17 protein-coding genes and 1 pseudogene are annotated in these 16,986 nt (G+C 71.2%); 10 read left to right on the top strand and 8 right to left on the bottom strand.

The window, feature by feature from the left end:
• Positions 1 to 59 precede the first annotated feature (59 nt).
• Positions 60 to 1,424, bottom strand: a complete 1,365-nt coding sequence (gene gdhA / locus HUJ41_RS00570; protein WP_152582580.1) for an NADP-specific glutamate dehydrogenase — start codon at positions 1,422 to 1,424, stop codon at positions 60 to 62.
• A 138-nt stretch (positions 1,425 to 1,562) separates the two neighbouring features.
• On the opposite strand from gdhA, the gene HUJ41_RS00565 reads away from it, so the two are divergent.
• A complete protein-coding gene (locus HUJ41_RS00565; protein ID WP_152582579.1) occupies positions 1,563 to 1,931 on the top strand; it encodes a cupin domain-containing protein in 369 nt (122 codons plus the stop codon).
• Here the strand turns inward: HUJ41_RS00565 and HUJ41_RS00560 are convergent.
• Positions 1,928 to 2,800 (bottom strand): alpha/beta fold hydrolase, encoded by an 873-nt coding sequence (locus tag HUJ41_RS00560; RefSeq protein ID WP_179872911.1) that lies wholly within the window; start codon positions 2,798 to 2,800, stop codon positions 1,928 to 1,930. The genes HUJ41_RS00565 and HUJ41_RS00560 overlap by 4 nt on opposite strands.
• A 74-nt stretch (positions 2,801 to 2,874) precedes the next feature.
• On the opposite strand from HUJ41_RS00560, the gene HUJ41_RS00555 reads away from it, so the two are divergent.
• A complete protein-coding gene (locus tag HUJ41_RS00555; RefSeq protein ID WP_152582577.1) occupies positions 2,875 to 3,297 on the top strand; it encodes a MarR family winged helix-turn-helix transcriptional regulator in 423 nt (140 codons plus the stop codon).
• Entirely contained in the window at positions 3,294 to 4,640 is a 1,347-nt protein-coding gene (locus HUJ41_RS00550) for an MFS transporter (RefSeq protein WP_152582576.1), read from the top strand. The genes HUJ41_RS00555 and HUJ41_RS00550 overlap by 4 nt, the downstream gene beginning before the upstream one ends.
• A gap of 12 nt (positions 4,641 to 4,652) precedes the next feature.
• Here the strand turns inward: HUJ41_RS00550 and HUJ41_RS00545 are convergent, their stop codons facing one another.
• From HUJ41_RS00545 to HUJ41_RS00525, 5 genes and pseudogenes are all read right to left on the bottom strand, one after another.
• Positions 4,653 to 5,495, bottom strand: a complete 843-nt coding sequence (locus HUJ41_RS00545; protein WP_179872910.1) for a transglutaminase family protein — start codon at positions 5,493 to 5,495, stop codon at positions 4,653 to 4,655.
• Positions 5,492 to 6,424, bottom strand: coding sequence for an alpha-E domain-containing protein (locus HUJ41_RS00540; protein ID WP_152582615.1), 933 nt, complete (start codon positions 6,422 to 6,424; stop codon positions 5,492 to 5,494). Before HUJ41_RS00540 ends, HUJ41_RS00545 begins: the two co-directional genes overlap by 4 nt.
• Positions 6,424 to 8,088, bottom strand: coding sequence for a circularly permuted type 2 ATP-grasp protein (locus tag HUJ41_RS00535; protein WP_152582574.1), 1,665 nt, complete (start codon positions 8,086 to 8,088; stop codon positions 6,424 to 6,426). The genes HUJ41_RS00540 and HUJ41_RS00535 overlap by 1 nt, the downstream gene beginning before the upstream one ends.
• A 77-nt stretch (positions 8,089 to 8,165) precedes the next feature.
• The gene (locus HUJ41_RS00530) at positions 8,166 to 9,128 is read right to left on the bottom strand and encodes a 1-phosphofructokinase family hexose kinase (protein ID WP_218925618.1); all 963 of its coding nucleotides are present in this window, start codon (positions 9,126 to 9,128) and stop codon (positions 8,166 to 8,168) included.
• 9 nt (positions 9,129 to 9,137) lie between these two features.
• Positions 9,138 to 9,941: pseudogene (locus HUJ41_RS00525) on the bottom strand (FGGY-family carbohydrate kinase); the annotation flags it as partial.
• Between the two features lie 19 nt (positions 9,942 to 9,960).
• Here HUJ41_RS00525 and HUJ41_RS00520 point away from each other — a divergent pair.
• The 3 genes from HUJ41_RS00520 (at position 9,961) to HUJ41_RS00510 (ending at position 12,809) form a co-directional block, all read left to right on the top strand.
• Positions 9,961 to 10,827, top strand: coding sequence for a substrate-binding domain-containing protein (locus HUJ41_RS00520; protein ID WP_246299269.1), 867 nt, complete (start codon positions 9,961 to 9,963; stop codon positions 10,825 to 10,827).
• Between the two features lie 70 nt (positions 10,828 to 10,897).
• Positions 10,898 to 11,572, top strand: a complete 675-nt coding sequence (locus HUJ41_RS00515; RefSeq protein WP_179872907.1) for a GntR family transcriptional regulator — start codon at positions 10,898 to 10,900, stop codon at positions 11,570 to 11,572.
• Between the two features lie 4 nt (positions 11,573 to 11,576).
• Positions 11,577 to 12,809, top strand: a complete 1,233-nt coding sequence (locus HUJ41_RS00510; RefSeq protein WP_179872906.1) for an alpha-hydroxy acid oxidase — start codon at positions 11,577 to 11,579, stop codon at positions 12,807 to 12,809.
• Between the two features lie 87 nt (positions 12,810 to 12,896).
• Here HUJ41_RS00510 and HUJ41_RS00505 read toward each other — a convergent pair whose 3' ends face one another.
• On the bottom strand, positions 12,897 to 13,754 hold the full coding sequence (locus HUJ41_RS00505) for an aldo/keto reductase (RefSeq protein WP_152582569.1): 858 nt from the start codon (positions 13,752 to 13,754) through the stop codon (positions 12,897 to 12,899).
• 57 nt (positions 13,755 to 13,811) lie between these two features.
• On the opposite strand from HUJ41_RS00505, the gene HUJ41_RS00500 reads away from it, so the two are divergent.
• The 4 genes from HUJ41_RS00500 to HUJ41_RS00485 all read left to right on the top strand — a co-directional run bounded on the left by HUJ41_RS00500 (position 13,812) and on the right by HUJ41_RS00485 (position 16,983).
• Positions 13,812 to 14,237 carry a DUF1801 domain-containing protein gene (locus HUJ41_RS00500; RefSeq protein WP_152582568.1) on the top strand — a complete coding sequence of 142 codons (426 nt, stop codon included), beginning with the start codon at positions 13,812 to 13,814 and terminating at the stop codon, positions 14,235 to 14,237.
• Between the two features lie 63 nt (positions 14,238 to 14,300).
• Positions 14,301 to 15,248, top strand: coding sequence for an LLM class F420-dependent oxidoreductase (locus tag HUJ41_RS00495; protein WP_179872905.1), 948 nt, complete (start codon positions 14,301 to 14,303; stop codon positions 15,246 to 15,248).
• Positions 15,245 to 16,276: a serine hydrolase domain-containing protein gene (locus HUJ41_RS00490; protein WP_179872904.1), complete on the top strand. Its 1,032-nt coding sequence runs from the start codon at positions 15,245 to 15,247 to the stop codon at positions 16,274 to 16,276. Before HUJ41_RS00495 ends, HUJ41_RS00490 begins: the two co-directional genes overlap by 4 nt.
• Positions 16,273 to 16,983 (top strand): alpha/beta hydrolase, encoded by a 711-nt coding sequence (locus HUJ41_RS00485; RefSeq protein WP_179872903.1) that lies wholly within the window; start codon positions 16,273 to 16,275, stop codon positions 16,981 to 16,983. The genes HUJ41_RS00490 and HUJ41_RS00485 overlap by 4 nt, the downstream gene beginning before the upstream one ends.
• The last annotated feature ends 3 nt before the right edge of the window (positions 16,984 to 16,986 follow it).

The raw sequence follows: 16,986 nt of genomic DNA, 5'->3' as shown, positions 1-16,986 counted from the left end.
TGACACTGAGCCTATTCGCCCTGCCCTGACGCAGCGACAGGGAACCCTGGCAGTCGCGTTTAGATCACGCCTTGCGCGAGCATCGCGTCGGCGACCTTCACGAAGGACGCCGTGTTGGCTCCGATCACGTAGTCCCCCCGCGCGCCATGGCGTTCCGATGACTCGTAGGTCATGTCGTGCACGGACGTCATGATGGCGCGCAAGCGATCCTCACTGTCGGCGAAGCTCCAGCGCTGGCGCGATGCGTTCTGGCTCATCTCCAGAGCACTCGTCGCGACTCCGCCCGCGTTGGCAGCCTTCCCCGGCGCGAAGAGCACTGAGGACTCCCTGAAGGCCTCGATGGCCTCCGGCGTGCACGGCATGTTCGCCCCCTCTGCCACAGCGGTGACGCCCTGCCGAACGAGGGTGGCCGCCGCCGCGCCGTCCAGCTCGTTCTGAGTGGCGCAGGGGAGCGCGATATCGGTGGGCACGTCCCACACGGAGCCTGCGCGCACGAAGTGAGCACCCGGTCGACGTTCGGCGTAGTCGCTCACGCGCAAGCGCTCGACCTCCTTGACCTGCTTGAGCAGATCGAGGTCGATGCCCTTCTCATCGACGACGTAACCGGAGGAGTCGGACGCCGTGATGGCTGTTCCCCCCAGCTGCTGGATCTTCTCGATCGCATAGAGCGCGACGTTGCCGGACCCGGACACCACAGCGTTCAATCCCTCGATCGCACGGCCGCTGCGTTCGAGCATCTGCTCGAGGAAGAAGACCGTGCCGTAGCCGGTGGCCTCCGTGCGCACCTCCGCCCCACCCCAGGCAACGCCCTTGCCGGTGAACATGCCGGACTCGTGCCGGTTCATGATCTTGCGGTAGCGCCCGAACAGGTAGCCGATCTCGCGAGCACCCACACCGATGTCTCCCGCGGGAATGTCGGTGTGCTCGCCGAGATGCCGGTAGAGCTCATCCATGAAGCTCTGGCAGAAGCGCATGACCTCGCCGTCGCTCCTGCCGTGCGGGTCGAAGTCGCTCCCACCCTTGGCCCCGCCGATGCCCTGAGCGGTCAGGGCGTTCTTGAAGATCTGTTCGAAGCCGAGGAACTTGACGATGCCGAGGTTGACGCTCGAGTGGAATCGCAGGCCGCCCTTGTACGGCCCCAGGGCCGAGTTGAACTGCACGCGGAACCCGCGAGAGACCTGCACGCGATTGTCGTCGTCGACCCACGGCACGCGGAAGACCACCTGGCGCTCGGGCTCGACGAGCCTCTCGAGGATTCCCGCCTCGACGTAGTCGGGGCGCTCGTCGAGCACCGGTGCGATCGACTCCAGCACCTCGTGCACGGCCTGCATGTACTCGGGTTCCCCCGGGTTTCGAGCGGCGACGGTCTCGAGAATCGGGTCCACGACCCTTCGCAGGGACGGCGACGAGGACGTGATCGACATGGCGGAGCGCTTTCGTTCGAGACGGTGCCCGCCGGAATCAAGGTCGGCGGTGCAGGTGGCGGGAGACCCCGCCTTCAGGGCACCCACCCTACTGCTGACCGCGACGCGCGGGTGCGGACGTCGGCGTAGGGTGCGGGCATGGATCCGATCGCCCTGCACCTGCCCACGTTGGCCGACCACCTGATAGCCCAAGCCGCCGACAGCCCTCAGGGGCGCAGTGCGCAGCGCATCGACCTCGATCACGAGACTCTGCGCATGACGGCGATCGGATTCGCCGAGGGAGGGGCGCTGCCGGACCATCGGAACCCGGGCGAGGCGGTGCTGCAGGTCGTGCGCGGACGAGTGCGCCTCAGCGATGCGACCCGCACGATCGACATGGACGCAGGGATGATCGCGCGCATCCCCGACGGTGTGCACCGTCTCGACGCGCTCGAGCCGAGCGTGGTCGTGCTGACGGCGATCTCGATGCCCGTGGGCAGGACGCCCGAGACGGACGCGGCCGGCTAGGAGCCGGCGAGCAGCCGGTCGTCGAGCCAGGCGACGAGGTCGGCGCGCACCTCGACCTGGTTGGTCTCGTTGAAGACCTCATGCCGGGCGCCCTCGTACACGATGAGCTCGACATCGGTGAGGCCGCCGCGCTGCAGATAGGCGTCGGCGAGCTTCTTGGCACTCGCCTCGCCGCCGAGCGGGTCGTCGTCGCCCACCATGATGAGCACCGGCATCGGCCGCTCGACGCGCTTCGGTGTGCCGTAGAGGCGGAGGCCGTCGCGAAGGCCGAAGAGCTGCAGCACCTTCGCGTCGGTCGTGAGCGGGTCGGCCGCGAAGGCCTCCGAGACGGCCGGGTCGCGGCTGAGCCACTCCGCACCCGTCGTGCCGAGGTGCTTGTGCCGCGCGTTGAGGTCGCCGCCGTTCATCGCCAACGGCGTGCGGTACGCCGTGCCGGTGAGGACGACCGCGTCCCACGGCACAGGGCCCTCGTTGAGGAGGTTCTGCGCCATGAGCGAGCCCCAGGAGTGGCCGATGAGCGCGAAGGGGAGGTCGGGGTAGTCGAGGCGCACGAGCTCGGCGAGGTCGAGCAGGTTCTGCTGCGTCGCCCGGAGGCCCCCGACGCCGAGCTTGCCGATCTTGCTGAGGTCACCGCCCCAGTACTCGACACCGGTCTGGCCGTGGCCGCGATGGTCGTCGGCGTAGACGACGTAGCCGGCGGTGACGAGGGACTGCGCGAGCGCCTCGTAGCGCAGCGCGTGCTCGCCCACCCCGTGCGCGATCTGCACGGCACCGCGCGGCTTGCCGGGCGCCCACACGTAGTAGTGCACGACGACGCCGTGCGCGTCGGTGACGGTGCGGTGCTCGCGCTCGGCGATAAATGTGGGCATGGCGGATCCTCCTGACGCCCATCGTATGCGTCGCCCAGTGGTTAGCCGAGGTAATGAGCTAGGCTAAGGGCATCATGGCCACGACGACCGACCCGGATGAAGAGCTGCGAGTCCTCCTGCAGCAGGTGGCCCGCCGCATTCGCGCCGAGCGTGCCGGCAGCGGCGTCACCGACAGCCAGCTGAGTGTTCTGTGGCGACTCGTCGCCGGCAGTCGCACGACGCCCGGTGCCCTCGCCGAGCATGAGCGCGTGAGCCCGCCGAGCATCAATCGCACCCTCAACGGCCTCGAGGCCTCCGGGTTCATCACGCGAGAACCCAGCAGCGAGGATGCGCGCCAAGTGTGGGTCACGATCACCCCGGCGGGTCACGAGCTCGTCGCCGAGACCCGCCGGCTACGCAACGCCTGGTTCCACGAGCAGCTCGAAGCACTCACCGCCACCGAGCGGCGAGCCCTCGAGGCGGTGCGACCGATCCTGCGCCGCCTCGCCAGTTCGTGAGCGCGACGTTCCGATCGCTCGGAATCCTGAACTACCGCATCTGGTTCATCGGCGCGATCGTCTCCAACATCGGTACCTGGATGCAGCGGACCGCGCAGGACTGGTACGTGCTCACCGAGCTCACCGACAACGACGCCGCCGCGGTGGGCATCACCCTCGCCCTGCAGTTCGGCCCGGCGCTCGTCATCGGGCCATACGCGGGCATCATCGCCGACCGCCTCGCCGGGCGACGGCTCATCGCGACCACCCAGTCGGTGCAGGCGCTCCTGGCACTCGTGCTCGGCATCATCATTCTCACCGGCGTCGCCGAACTGTGGATGGTCTACGCGCTCGCTCTCGGCCTCGGCATCACGACCGCCGCCGAGGCTCCGGCCCGACAGACGTTCGTGGGCGAGCTCGTCGGCAAGGACGACCTGCCCAACGCGGTCGCCCTCAACTCGACCTCGTTCAATGGAGCTCGTCTCATCGGGCCCGGCATCGCAGGCCTGCTCGTTGCCCTTCTCGGAGCAGGCTGGGTCGTGCTCATCAACGTGCTCACCTTCTCGGCGATGCTCGTCGCCATCGCCCTCCTGCGCTCCGATCGGCTGCAGCCGATACGGAAGACGAACAAGGGCCGGGGGCAGCTGCGGGAGGGCATCCGATACGTGCGTCGCCGCGGCGATCTGCTCGTCATCTTCGCGATGATCTTCCTCATCGGCACCGTCGGCTTCAACTTCGCGATCTTCACGGCGACCATGGCGCGGGTGGAGTTCGGACGCGGGGCGAGCGAATTCGGCCTGCTCTCCTCCGTCGTCGCCGTCGGCTCCGTGGCGGGAGCCCTCGCCGCCGCGCGTCGCGTGCGGCCGCGACTGCGCGTCATCGTGCTCGCCTCGCTCGGACTCTCCGCCTCCATGGCGACCGCGGCCCTCATGCCCACCTTCGAGCTCTTCGCGGTAGCCCTCGTCCCGGTCGGGTTCACCGCCATGACGATGGTGACCTCGGCCAACGCCTACGTGCAGACCACGACCCGGGCATCCATTCGCGGGCGCGTCCTCGCGCTCTACCTGACCGTCTTCATGGGCGGCACCCCGCTCGGCGCCCCCCTCGTCGGCCTCATCGCCAACGAGGCCGGGCCCCGCTGGGCGATCGTCGCGGGCTCCCTCGGCGGGCTCTTCGCCGCGATCATCGCCATCCTCTGGATGCGCTCGACCCGCAACCTGCGCGTCGGCCGCCGCCACGCCGACGACCGCTGGTGGCGCATGACCGTCGCCTACGACGGCGACGACTACTCGAAGCGCCTGCGCAACCGGGAGACGGCGACGCAGGAGCTCGCGGTCATCGAGGCGGAGACGCGCAAGTCGTAGGGGGCGGGGCGCTCACGCCTCGCGCGTGATCTCCACCGTGACGAAGAGGCGCGAGCTCGCCGGCCCCGCGTAGACGCCGCGCAGCGGCGGCACGTCGGTGTAGTCGCGGCCGCGGCCGACGATGACGTGACGGTCGCCGATCTCGATCGCGTTCGTGGGGTCGTAGCCGCGCCAGCCGCCGTCGAACCACTCCACCCAGGCGTGCGACTCGCCCGCCACGGTCTCGCCGATCTGGGCATCCGGAACCGGGTGCAGGTAGCCGCTCACGTAACGCGCCGGAATGCCCGCGGTGCGCATGGCCCCGAGCGCGAGATGCGCGATGTCCTGGCACACACCGCGCTGGTCCTGCCAGGCCTCCGCGGCGGTCGTGTGCACGCCCGTCACGCCCGACATGTACTCGACCTTCTCGTGCACCCAGTCGCAGATGGCGCGCGCGGCCTCCGCGGGCGGCAGGGACCCGCCGAGCTCGCGGGCGCGCTCGGCGACCTCCTCGGGCGGCATCGTGAGGCGCGTCTGCCGCGTGCTCTCCACGAGGGCGATCGAGCGGTCGAAGAGCGCGCGCAGAGCATCCCACCCGATCGGCTCCCCGTTCACCGGACGCTCGCGCACCTCGACGAGGCTGTCGGCCGTGAGGGCGAGCTCGTGGTGCTGCTCGAGCTGCTCGAACGCCGTCGCGCGGGTGCCGAAGTAGTCGGTGTAGTGGTGCAGCGCCGAGTGCGGCGTGATGTCGAGATGCGAGAAGAGCACGAGCTGGCCGTCCGAGCTCGCCGGCAGCATGCGCGCCTCGTTGTACGACGCGGTGACGTCGCCCTCGTAGTGGAAGCCCGTGACGTGGCGCACGCGCAAGCGGTTCATGACGACTCCCCCACCCAGCTCGGAGCGGCGTTCGTCGGGAAGTAGCGCTGACGCACGGCCTCGCTCGCCGAGCTCGTCGCCGACTGCACCGCGTCCATGTGGCGCTGCAGGTCGTCGAGGATGTCGTGAATCGGGCGGTACTCGAGCTCGCTGCGGATCTGCCCGAGCTGGCGCAGGGCTGCATCGCCGACGCCCGCCCGACCCGTGCCGCGCGGCTCGATGTCGCGCAGGCAGTTCTCGGCTCGCGTGACCGAGTAGAGGATGCTGCGCGGGAACAGCCGGTCGAGCAGGAGGAACTCGGCGGCATTCGTGGCGCTCGGTACACCGCGGTAGGTGCGCAGGTAGGCCTCGTAGGCGCCGCAGCTGCGCAGGATCGTCGTCCACGACGGACCCGAGGCCTCGGTGAGCGAGCGCGTCGCGAGCAGGCGCGCGGTCATGTCGGCGCGCTCGAGGCTGCGACCGAGCGTGAAGAAGCTCCACGACTCGTCGCGGCTCGACGACGACTCGACGATGCCGACGGCGAGCGCCGACCGCTCGCGCACCCAGCCGAAGAACTCGTGCACCTTGTCGTTGGCGACGCGGCGCGGCATTCGGGCGCGCGTCGTGTTGAGGGCCTCCCACAGCTCCGTGCTCACGACCTCGCGGGCGCGGCGCGCGTTCTCGCGCGCTGCGCCGATCGAGTAGGCAATCGAGGCGGGGTGCGACCGGTCGACGGCGAGGATGCTCAGCACATCGCCGCGCGTGAGGGCATGGTCCGGCGCCACGGCGCTGCCCATGACGCTCAGGAGCGACCGGCACGCGGTGTCCTCGTCGATCCAGGGGTCCTCGAGCAGCAGCTGCAGGTGCACGTCGAGAATGCGGGCGGTGCCGTCTGCGCGCTCCACGTAGCGGCCGATCCAGAACAGGCTCTCGGCGATCCGGCTGAGCATCATGATGCCTCCCCCTTGCCACGGGGAGCGCCATTGCTCGGGTTCTTCTTCGCGCTTTGCTGCTGCTGCTGTTGCTGGTCCTGCCGAGGATCGTCCTGCGGATTGTGGTCGGGCAGGTGCGCGTGGGCATCCGTGATGATCGGGATCGACTGCGTGACCGTCGCCTGCTCGGTGACGATGCCCTGGATGTCGTGGCTGTCGGAGACCATCGCCTGTCGGCCGACGACCCAGGTGTCTTTCGAGCCGCCGCCCTGCGAGGAGTTCACGACGAGCTGCCCCTCGGGGAGGGCGACGCGCGTGAGGCCGCCGGGCAGCACCCAGACATCGCTGCCGTCATTGACCGCGAAAGGCCGCAGGTCGGCATGACGCGGCCGGATGCCCTCATCGACGAGCGTCGGAATGGTGGAGAGCTGCACGACCGGCTGCGCGATCCACCCTCGGGGGTCGGCGATGAGCCGCGTGCGCAGCTCGTCGAGCTCCTGCCGGCCGGCCGCCGGACCCACCACGAGCCCCTTGCCGCCCGAGCCGTCGACGGGCTTCACCACGAGCTCGTCGAGGCGGTCGAGAACCTCGGCGAGAGCATCCGGCTCCTCCAGGCGCCAGGTGTCCACGTTGGGGATGATCGGGTCCTCATCGAGGTAGTACCGCACCAGATCGGGCATGTAGGTGTAGACGAGCTTGTCGTCGGCGACGCCGTTGCCGACCGCGTTCGCGATCGTCACGTTGCCCAGGCGCGCCGCGAGCATGAGGCCGGGCGTGCCCAGCATCGAGTCGGCGCGGAACGTCAGCGGGTCGAGGAACTCGTCGTCGACGCGGCGGTAAATCACATCGACGCGCTGCGGGCCGCTCGTCGTGCGCATGAAGACGCGCCCGCCCGAGCAGAACAGGTCGCGACCCTCGACGAGCTCGACGCCCATAAGGCGCGCGAGGAGCGTGTGCTCGAAGTACGCCGAGTTGTAGACGCCCGGCGTGAGGACGACGACCGTCGGCTCCCCCACCCCGCTCGGCGCCGAGGCGCGCAGGGCGTGCAGGAGCTGGTTCGGGTAGTCGCCGACCGGGCGCACGCGCATCGAGACGAACAGCTCGGGCAGCGTCTGCGCCATGACGCGGCGATTCGAGATGACGTAGCTCACGCCGCTCGGCACGCGCACATTGTCTTCGAGCACGCGCCACGCGCCGTGCTCGTCGCGGATGAGGTCGATGCCGGAGACCTGGATGCGCACGCCGTTCGCGCTCTGGATGCCCGCCGCGGCGCGGTGGAAGTGCGAGGAGGAGGAGATGATGCCGGCCGGGATGACGCCGTCGGCGATGGCCTTCTGCGGCCCGTAGATGTCGGAGAGGAAGCGCTCCAGAGCCCGCACGCGCTGGGCGATGCCGCGCTCGACGTCGACCCACTCGGCACGGTCGATGACGCGAGGAACGGCGTCGAGCGGGAAGGGTCGCTCCTCGCCGGCGAAGTCGAAGGTGACGCCCTGTGCGAGATAGCTGTCGGCGAGCGCCTCGGTGCGGCCGCGCAGCTCGTCGGTGCTCATCTGGGCGAGAGCCTGATGGATCTGCCGGTAGGGCAGGCGCACCTCGCTGTCGGGGGCGAACATCTCGTCGAAGGCGACCGCGGAGCCGCGCCGAGTCGGCGTCGGCGCGTATCCCTCGAACAGGTCGGCCATGGACCCACCCTACTCGGGCAGTATTGCGGCGATGTTTCCTCGAACGCCGCTCTCCGGTGGCGTTCCCGCGCACAGCGTCAGTGCGACGCCTCCGCCAACTCGCTCTCGAGACGCTCCACATCATCGCGATGGCACAGCTCGGTCGCGGCTGTCATCGCCGCGGCGGCCCCCGCCGCCACTCCAGCGCGGAACGCCTCCGCGATGTCGCGCCCCTCGGCGAGGCGCAGCACGACCCCGGCGAGGAAGCTGTCGCCCGCACCGACCGTCGAGGCGACCTCGATCGGGGGCGGACGCAACCGCGTCGTGCCCTCGCGGTTCACGAGCACGGCACCGTCGCCGCCGAGGGTGAGGGCGACGGTCTCGACGCTGCCTCGCCGCACGAGCTCCTCAGCGGCCGCGACGCGATCCTCGATCGTCGTGAGGGTCGCGCCGACGAGCTCGCCGAGCTCGCGTCCGCTCGGCTTGATGAGGAAGACGCCCTCGTCCAGCGCCGCCTCGAGCGCCTCGCCCGAGGCATCCACGACCGCACGGGCGCCGTGGCGGTGGGCGGCTCGGGTCGCCTGGGCGTAGAAGTCGTCGGGAACGCCCGGGGCGAGCGAGCCGCTCAGCACGACGTAGCCGCCGAGCCTGCTCGCATCCTCCGTCGCATCGAGCGCGGCCTGCCACTCGCGGTCGCTCAGCTCGGGGCCCTGCAGCACGAACCGGAACTGGTCGCCCGTCGACGTCTCGTCGATGGTGACGTTCTCGCGCGTCGACCCGCCGATCGGGATGACCCGACCGATGATGCCCTCGGCCTCGAGCAGCTGGCGGTAGGCCTGACCGGTCGGCCCGCCGAGCGCGTAGATCGCCGTCGACTGACCCCCGAGGCGCCGGATGACCCGGCTCACGTTGATGCCCCCGCCGCCCGGGTCGACGCGGCTCGGGCCGCAGCGCATCTTGTGCTCGGGACGCACGCGCTCGGTGGAGGTGCTCACGTCGAGCGCGGGGTTGATCGTGAGCGTCACGATCGGCATCGGCGGGGCGGAGCGCGTCTCGGCCATGCCCCCAGGCTAGCCCTGTGCGGCGTACTGCTCTCGAATCACCGGGCGCGCATCGGCGGGATGCTCGGCCCAGGTCTCGACGGGCCACTCGGGCCGCGCGTCGCCGAGCGCCCAGGCCGCCTGCGCGGCGGCGCCGAGGGCGACGTACTCACCCGGTTTGGGGATGACGACCGGCACGCCGAACACCTGCGCCGCGACGGGCCCGACCGCGGCGCTGCGCGCAGCACCGCCGATGAGCAGGATGCGCTCAGCCGGCACGCCGAGGCCCGTGATCGAGTCGAGCCCGTCGGCGAGGCCGCACAGCATGCCCTCGACCGCCGCGCGCGCGAGGTTCTCCCGCGTCGTGCTCGCGAGCGTGAGGCCGGTGAGCGTCGCGGTCGCGTCGGGCAGGTTGGGAGTGCGCTCGCCTTCGAAGTACGGGTGCAGCACGAGGCCGTCGGCGCCGGGCTGCGCGGCGAGGGCGAGCTCGGCGAGACCGTCGTGGTCGACACCGAGCAGGCGCGCGACGGCGTCGAGCACACGCGCGGCGTTGAGCGTCGCGACGAGCGGGAGGTGGGCTCCCGCGGCGTCGGCGAACCCGGCGACCGTGCCCTGAGCATCCGCGACCGGGTCTGCGCTCACGGCGTAGACGGTGCCGCTCGTGCCGATCGAGACGACGACGTCGCCGGGGCGCGCGCCGAGCCCGAGTGCGGCGCCCGCGTTGTCGCCGGCACCCGGCCCCACAACGATGCCGCTGCGGCATCCCGACAATTCAGGAGTTTCGGCATCGACCGCGACCGAAGCGTGCGGATCCAGCACCCGCGGCAGCACCACGTGTGCAGGATCTCCTGAATTGTGGAGGCCCGCAGGGTCGGCCTCGCGCGCCGGGCGCAGCCGCACGGTCGGGCTCGTCGTCCTCGTCGTGCGCAACCCGTTCTTCACCGAGCTCGCGCGCGGCGCCGAGGACCGCGCCGCCGCCGAGGGCCTGTCGATCCTGCTCGGCAACAGCGACGAGGACCCTGCACGGGAATCCACCTACCTCGACCTCTTCGAGGAGCAGCGCGTGCACGGCGTGCTCATCTCTCCTCTCGGAGATGTCACCGAGCGGCTCGAGCGGCTGCGCGAGCGCGGCACGCCGGCCGTGCTCGTCGACCGGCGCGGCGAGGGCACGGGGTTCTCCTCCGTCGCCGTCGACGACGTCGCGGGCGGGTACCTCGCCGTGCGCCACTTGCTCGACATCGGCCGTCGCCGCATCGCGCTCCTCGCGGGGCCGCTCGACATCCGCCAGGTCGCCGACCGCGTGACAGGCGCACGGCGGGCGATCGCCGAGGTCTCCGACTCGACGCTCGAGATCATCAACGCCCCCGGGCTCACGGTCGTCGACGGCCGACGTGGCGGCGAGGAGGTCGCCGCGCGCACTCCGGCCGACCGTCCGGACGGGATCTTCGCCGTCAACGACCTGCTCGCGGTCGGCGTGCTGCAGGCTCTCGTCATGACCGGCAGCCTGCGTGTGCCGGACGACATCGCCCTCGTCGGCTACGACGACATCGACTTCGCGAGCGCGGCCGTCGTGCCCCTCACGTCGGTGCGGCAGCCGAGCCAGCTCATCGGCTCCACCGCGATCGACCTGCTGCTCGAGGCCGTGGCCGACCCGGGGCTCGACCCCCGTGAGGTCGTCTTCCAACCCGAACTCGTGGTGCGCGCGAGCACCGCGCGGTAGCTCCGTCGCCGCGCGGGCTCGCCCATACTTTCCTCGTACACTTGTCTAACAATCTGGTACGGTCGAGCGCATGACCGCCGAAGCCCTCGCTGTGACGCGCGTGCCCGACGCCGTCTACGAGGCGCTGCGGGAGAGCATCCTCACGCAGCGCGAGGCTCCAGGCTCGGCCGTGACCGAGCAGGCGATCGCCGACCGCTTCGGCGTCGCCCGCCCCACCGCGAAGGTCGCGCTCGAGCGCCTCGTCGCCGACGGGCTGCTGCGACGCACCGCGCACAAGACCGCGCGCGTGCCCGAGCTGACCCGTGACGACATCGTCGACCTCTACGCCGCGCGCGCGACCGTGGAGGTCGCCGCCCTGCGCAACCTCGCCGAGAGCGGCACACACCCCGCCGACGCCGTCGCGGCCCAGCGCATGCTGAGCGATGCACTCGTCGCCGACGACGGCGACACCGCGCCACTGGCCCGCGCAGATGTGACCTTCCACCGCGCCCTCGTCGAAGCGCAGCACTCGCCGCGCCTCGCACGCCTGCACGGGCTGCTCATGGGCGAGATCGAGCTCTGCACCGGGCAGGTGCAATCGCACCGGCTGCTCGCCCTCGGGGATGTGGTCGACCAGCACCAGAGCATCCTCGATGCCGTCGCCCGCGGCGACGCTGCCGTCGCCGGGCAGCTCACCCGAGCCCACATCGAGGGCGCCCGCGACCGGCTCCTCGGCCATTACGACCAGACACACGCAAAGGATTAGCCCCATGGTGAAACGCCGCTTCCCCCGCCCGAGCGAGCTCGCGCCGCTCATGAAGTTCAAGAAGCCGACGCTCGACGCGAAGAAGCGGCGGCTGCAGAGCGCGCTGACCATCCACGACCTGCGGGCGATCGCGCAGCGGCGCACCCCGAAGGCGCCCTTCGACTACACCGAAGGTGCGGCGGAGGCCGAGATCTCGCTCGGGCGTGCGCGGCAGGCCTTCGAAGACATCCAGTTCCACCCCGCGATCCTGCGCGACGTCAGCCGCGTCGACACCGGCTGGGATGTGCTCGGGTCGCGCGTCGAGCTGCCCTTCGGTATCGCGCCCACCGGATTCACGCGCATGATGCAGACCGAGGGCGAGGAGGCTGGTGCCTCCGCGGCCGCTGCGGCGGGCATCCCGTTCTCGCTGTCGACGATGGGCACGACGAGCATCGAGGACGTTCGAGCATCGGCGCCCGAGGGTCGCAACTGGTTCCAGCTCTACATGTGGAAGGACCGCGAGAAGTCGATGCAGCTCGTCGACCGCGCTGCGCAGGCCGGCTTCGACACTCTCCTCGTCACCGTCGACGTGCCCGTCGCCGGCGCGCGCCTGCGCGACAAGCGCAACGGCTTCTCGATTCCGCCGGCCCTCACGCTCGGCACGATCGCCAACGCGATCCCCCGCCCGTGGTGGTGGTGGGACTTCCTGACCACCGAGCCGCTCGCCTTCGCGAGCCTCTCCAGCTGGGACGGCACCGTCGCCGAGCTTCTCGACTCCATGTTCGACCCCACGGTCACCTACGAGGACCTCGCCTGGATCAAGGAGCAGTGGCCGGGCAAACTCGTCGTCAAGGGCGTGCAGACCGTCGACGACGCGAGGAGGCTCGCCGATCTGGGTGTCGACGGCATCACCCTCTCGAATCACGGCGGGCGCCAGCTCGACCGCGCGCCGATCCCCTTCCACCTCCTGCCGGAGGTCGTGCGCGAGGTCGGCAACGACACCGAGGTGCACCTCGACACCGGCATCATGACCGGCGCCGACATCGTCGCGAGCGTCGCCCTCGGGGCACGCTTCACCCTGATCGGCCGCGCCTACCTCTACGGGCTCATGGCCGGCGGCCGCGAGGGCGTCGACCGGGCGATCGAGATCCTCGGCTCCGAGATCGCCCGCACCATGCGCCTGCTCGGCGTGACCTCCCTCGAGGAGCTCGAGCCTGGCCACGTGACTCAGCTGCAGCGGCTCATACCGCGCGGCTGACCTCGAGAGAGCGGGATGCGCATCTCCGCTCCCTCCGACCCCGTCGCGGCGCTGTGGTGGTCGTCGCGGCGGGGTCCTTCCTCACGCTCACGCGTTCGGGGCTTCCTGCACCGACACCCCGCGCGACGTCAGATCGTCAGCGAACGCCGCGCGCAGCGCGTCGTCGACCTCGTGCTCGCGAGCGCGGATGCTGTCGACCGCGCTCTCGATGCGGCGTGGCCCGATGACCGGCCAGCAACCGGGCACCGCGTCGAGCATCGCGGCGAGCGCGAGTCGGTGCACCGACAGCTCCCGTTCGGCGGCGAGCGCCGCCACCCGGGGCACGCGCGTCGCGAGAGGAGCGGCTCTCGGCCCGCCGAAGGGCGCGTAGGCGAAGAAGTCGATGCCGCGCTCACGGCAGTACCGGTACTCGGCGAAAGACTCGACTCCGAGCCCGAGCCGGTTCTGCACGGCGTCGATCTCGGCGATGCCCTCGAGCTGCTCGAGCATCTCCACGGAGGCATTCGAGACCCCGATCCGCAGCGCGAGCCCTTCGCGCCGCAGCTCGTCGAGCGCGCGCACCGATGCCGCGACGTCGTCGACCTGGTCGGCGCGGTGCAGCAGTAGCAGTGCGGGTGGCCCCCCGAGCACCTCGACGCTGCGCTCCGCATCGCGGCGCAGCCGGGCGGCGCTGCCGTCGGCGTCCCACGAGGCGGTGCCGAGACGGTAGTGGCCGGCCTTCGTGATCACCGGGATGCCCGGCCGACGCTCCTCGGCGACAACGGCGAGCCGCTCGCCCACAGCGTCGTCCTCGACCGAGGCGTAGGCCCGCGCCGTGTCGAGCGCCGCGGCGCCGGCGTTGACGCCCGCGCGCACGACGAGCTCGGCGTGCCGCTGCTCCATGCCTTCCCCGAGCACGAGCGACGCCACGCCGAGAACGACGCCGGGCCCGTCGAGCATGCTCATGCTTCGAGAGTAGGGGCTCCTGGCCCGCTCCGCCGAGCGCGCCTACACTGGCTCCCCATGGAGCGCACCGGTGCCGACGTCGACGAGTTCCTCGCGAGTCTCGACGGGCCGCACGCCGAGACCGTGCGCGCGATCGACGCGCTCATCGGCGAGCGGCTCGGTGGCCGCGAGCGCGAGCTCTGGGAGGGCGTGTTCTGGGGCGGCACCGAGCAGCGCATCATCGGCTACGCGCGCATCGAGCAGCCCCGGCCGAAGGGCGAGAGCGTCGAGTGGTTCCTGCTCGGCCTCGCGCAGCAGCAGAAGCACGTGAGCCTCTACGTGAACGCGGTCGCCGAGGGCGGCTACCTGCTCGCCCAGTACCAGGGCCGGCTCGGCTCGCTCAAGCAGGGCGCCGCTGCTCTCACGATCCCGTCGCTCGAGAAGGTGAACCTCGAAGGGCTGGCCTCCCTCGTCGACGAGGCGTTCGCCACGCTCGATTCCTGAGGCAGTCGAGCTCCGCGCCGGGCGCCGCCCGCGCCCTCTAGGCTCGAAGGCGGAGGTCACACGATGGAGTTCTGCGTCTTCACCGAGCCCCAGCAGGGGGCCGACTACGAGACGATGCTGCGGCAGGCCCAGCACGCCGAGAGGCTCGGCTTCGACGGCTGGTTCCGCTCCGACCACTACCTGGTCATGGGCGACGGCGACGGCCTGCCTGGCCCGACGGATGCGTGGACGACGCTCGCAGGCCTCGCGCGCGAGACGAGCAGCATCCGCCTCGGCACGCTCGTGTCATCGATGACGTTTCGCCACCCGGGCATCCTCGCCATCCAGGTCGCCCAGGTCGATGCGATGTCGGGCGGCCGGGTGGAGCTCGGCCTCGGCACGGGCTGGTTCGCGCAGGAGCACGCGGCGTATGGCATCCCCTTTCCCACGAAGCGATTCGGGATGCTCGAGGAGCAGCTCGCGATCGTGACGGGCCTGTGGCGCACCCCTGTCGGCGAGCGCTTCGCCTTCGACGGCGCCCACTACGCCCTGACCGACTCCCCCGCCCTGCCGAAGCCCGTGCAATCGCCGGTTCCGCTCATCGTCGGCGGCGGGGGGCCGCAGCGCACCCCGCAGCTCGCGGCCCGCAACGCGACCGAGTTCAACATCGGCTTCGTGGGAGAGGAGAAGGTTCGCGACGCGTTCGCGAACCTGCACCGCGTGTGCGGCGACGAGGGTCGCGATCCGCTCACGCTCTCGCTCTCCGTCGCGCTGCCGACGATCGTCGCGGCGTCCCCAGCCGAGCTGGAGCGTCGCTGCGCCGCGGCCGGCATAGACCCCGGGCGGGCGGGTGCCGCGGCCGAGGAGGGCGTGCTCGTCGGCACCCCCTCGCAGGTGGTCGAGAAGCTGCAGCGCGTCGCCGACCTCGGCACTCGTCGCGTCTACCTTCAGTGCATGGACATGACCGACCTCGAGCACCTCGACCTCATCGCCGCCGAGGTTCTGCCGCACGTGACCGACACAGTCGCATGAGCGGGCACAGCGGCGTGAGCGGCGCATCCGCCGATCCGCGCTGGAGCGCCGCTACCGCCTGGGTGCGGCGCCACGTCGACGCCGGCCGTTTCCCCGCCGCCGTGCTCGGCATCACCGACGCCGCCTGCACGCAGCATCTGGAGGCCTTCGGCGCCGTCGACGACCGCCCGACGACGACCGAGGACCGCTTCGCGCTGTACTCGGTCACGAAGCCCCTCGTGGCCCTCGCGGTCATGCGGTCAGTCGAGCAGGGCTCCCTCACTGTCGACGCCCGATTGCGGGATGCTCTGCCAGGGTTCCTGAGCCCCGACGTCACCCTCGCCCACCTCATGAGCCATTCGAGCGGCATCGTCGACCACCCGCTCGGTGCTCCGATGCCCGCGGGCGCCACGAGCCTGCACGAGACGATCGAGCGCACGGCCCTCGAGACGATCGTCGGCACCGCCCGCCGCTACAACAACCTCGCGTGGGCGGGCGTCTCGGCGATCCTCGAATCCGCGACGGGCGACACCCTCGAATCGCGGCTCGCGCAGCTCACGAGCGCGGTTGGCGCCGAGGGGCTCTCCTTCGACACGGCGGGCACCCCGCGCGTGCACGGCGGGGACGTCATGGGGCACGACCCTGAGGCGATGTTCGCGCAACGGCATCCGGCCGCCGGCCTCGCGGCGAGCGCGGAGGACCTGCTCGCGGTCGGCCGCTCCCTCCTCGCCGGCGACGGCGCAGTCGTCTCGCCACCGACGCTCGCCGCGATGCAGCGGCCTCGCACGGAGGGGCTGTTCATCATCGACCCGGAGCCGCGCAAGCGCTTCGAGAACTTCGGCCTCGGCTGGAACCTGCCGCGCCGCCCCGGCCTCGTCGACCACAGCGTCTTCGGCCACGAGGGCTGGTCGATGACCCAGTTCTGGCTCTCCCCTGCCACCGGCCTGTGCCTCGTGCTGCTCACCAATCGGCTCGATGCGCGCGAGCCGTGGCACCCCGTGCGGCCCGACGAGCTGCAGAACGCCGTCTTCGCGGCGGGCACCCCGTGAGCGCGCCGGAGGACGGCACGGTGCCGCACATCATCGTGCTGCCGGGCGGCGGCTACGGCCACCACGCCGACCACGAGGGCGAGCCGGTCGCGCAGTGGCTGCGGTCGCTCGGCCTGTCGGCGAGCGTGCTGCACTACCCGGTGGCATCGGTCAACGGGAACGCCGCGCGCCACCCCGGCCCGATCGACGCGGTGCGCACGCGGGTCGCCGAGCTGCGGGCCGACGGGGTCGGGCGGCTGGGCATCCTCGGATTCTCGGCCGGAGGCCACCTCGCCGGCCACGCCGCGATGTCGGGCCCCTCGCGCTCATCCGCGACCAGTCGCCTCGTCGACGCGGCGATCCTCTGCTACCCGGTCGTGTCGATGCAGCTGCCGACGCACGCCGGCTCGCGCCACAACCTCATGGGGCGGTGGGCGGCGCCGTGGACGCGGCGTGCGCTGTCGGTCGACCGTATGGTGACGCGGGATGCTCCGCCGACGTTCCTCTGGCACACCGCAGAGGATGCCGCCGTGCCCGTGGAGCACGCCTACCGGCTCGCGGCCGCTCTCGCGGCGCACGCCGTGCCGCACGAGCTGCACGTGTATCCCCGTGGGCGCCACGGCCTCGGCCTCGTCGACGGGGTGCCGGACGGCGAGCAGGCGGGCAACGCCGCCGACTGGACGGCAGCGTGCGCGCGCTGGCTGCGACAGCTCGGCTGGGTGAGCTGAGCC

The organism is Microcella indica, assembly GCF_013414345.1.
Classification (GTDB): Bacteria; Actinomycetota; Actinomycetes; order Actinomycetales; family Microbacteriaceae; genus Microcella; species Microcella indica.
The sequence above is the reverse complement of the archived record's forward strand: the minus strand, read 5'-3'. Positions and strand labels throughout refer to the sequence as shown.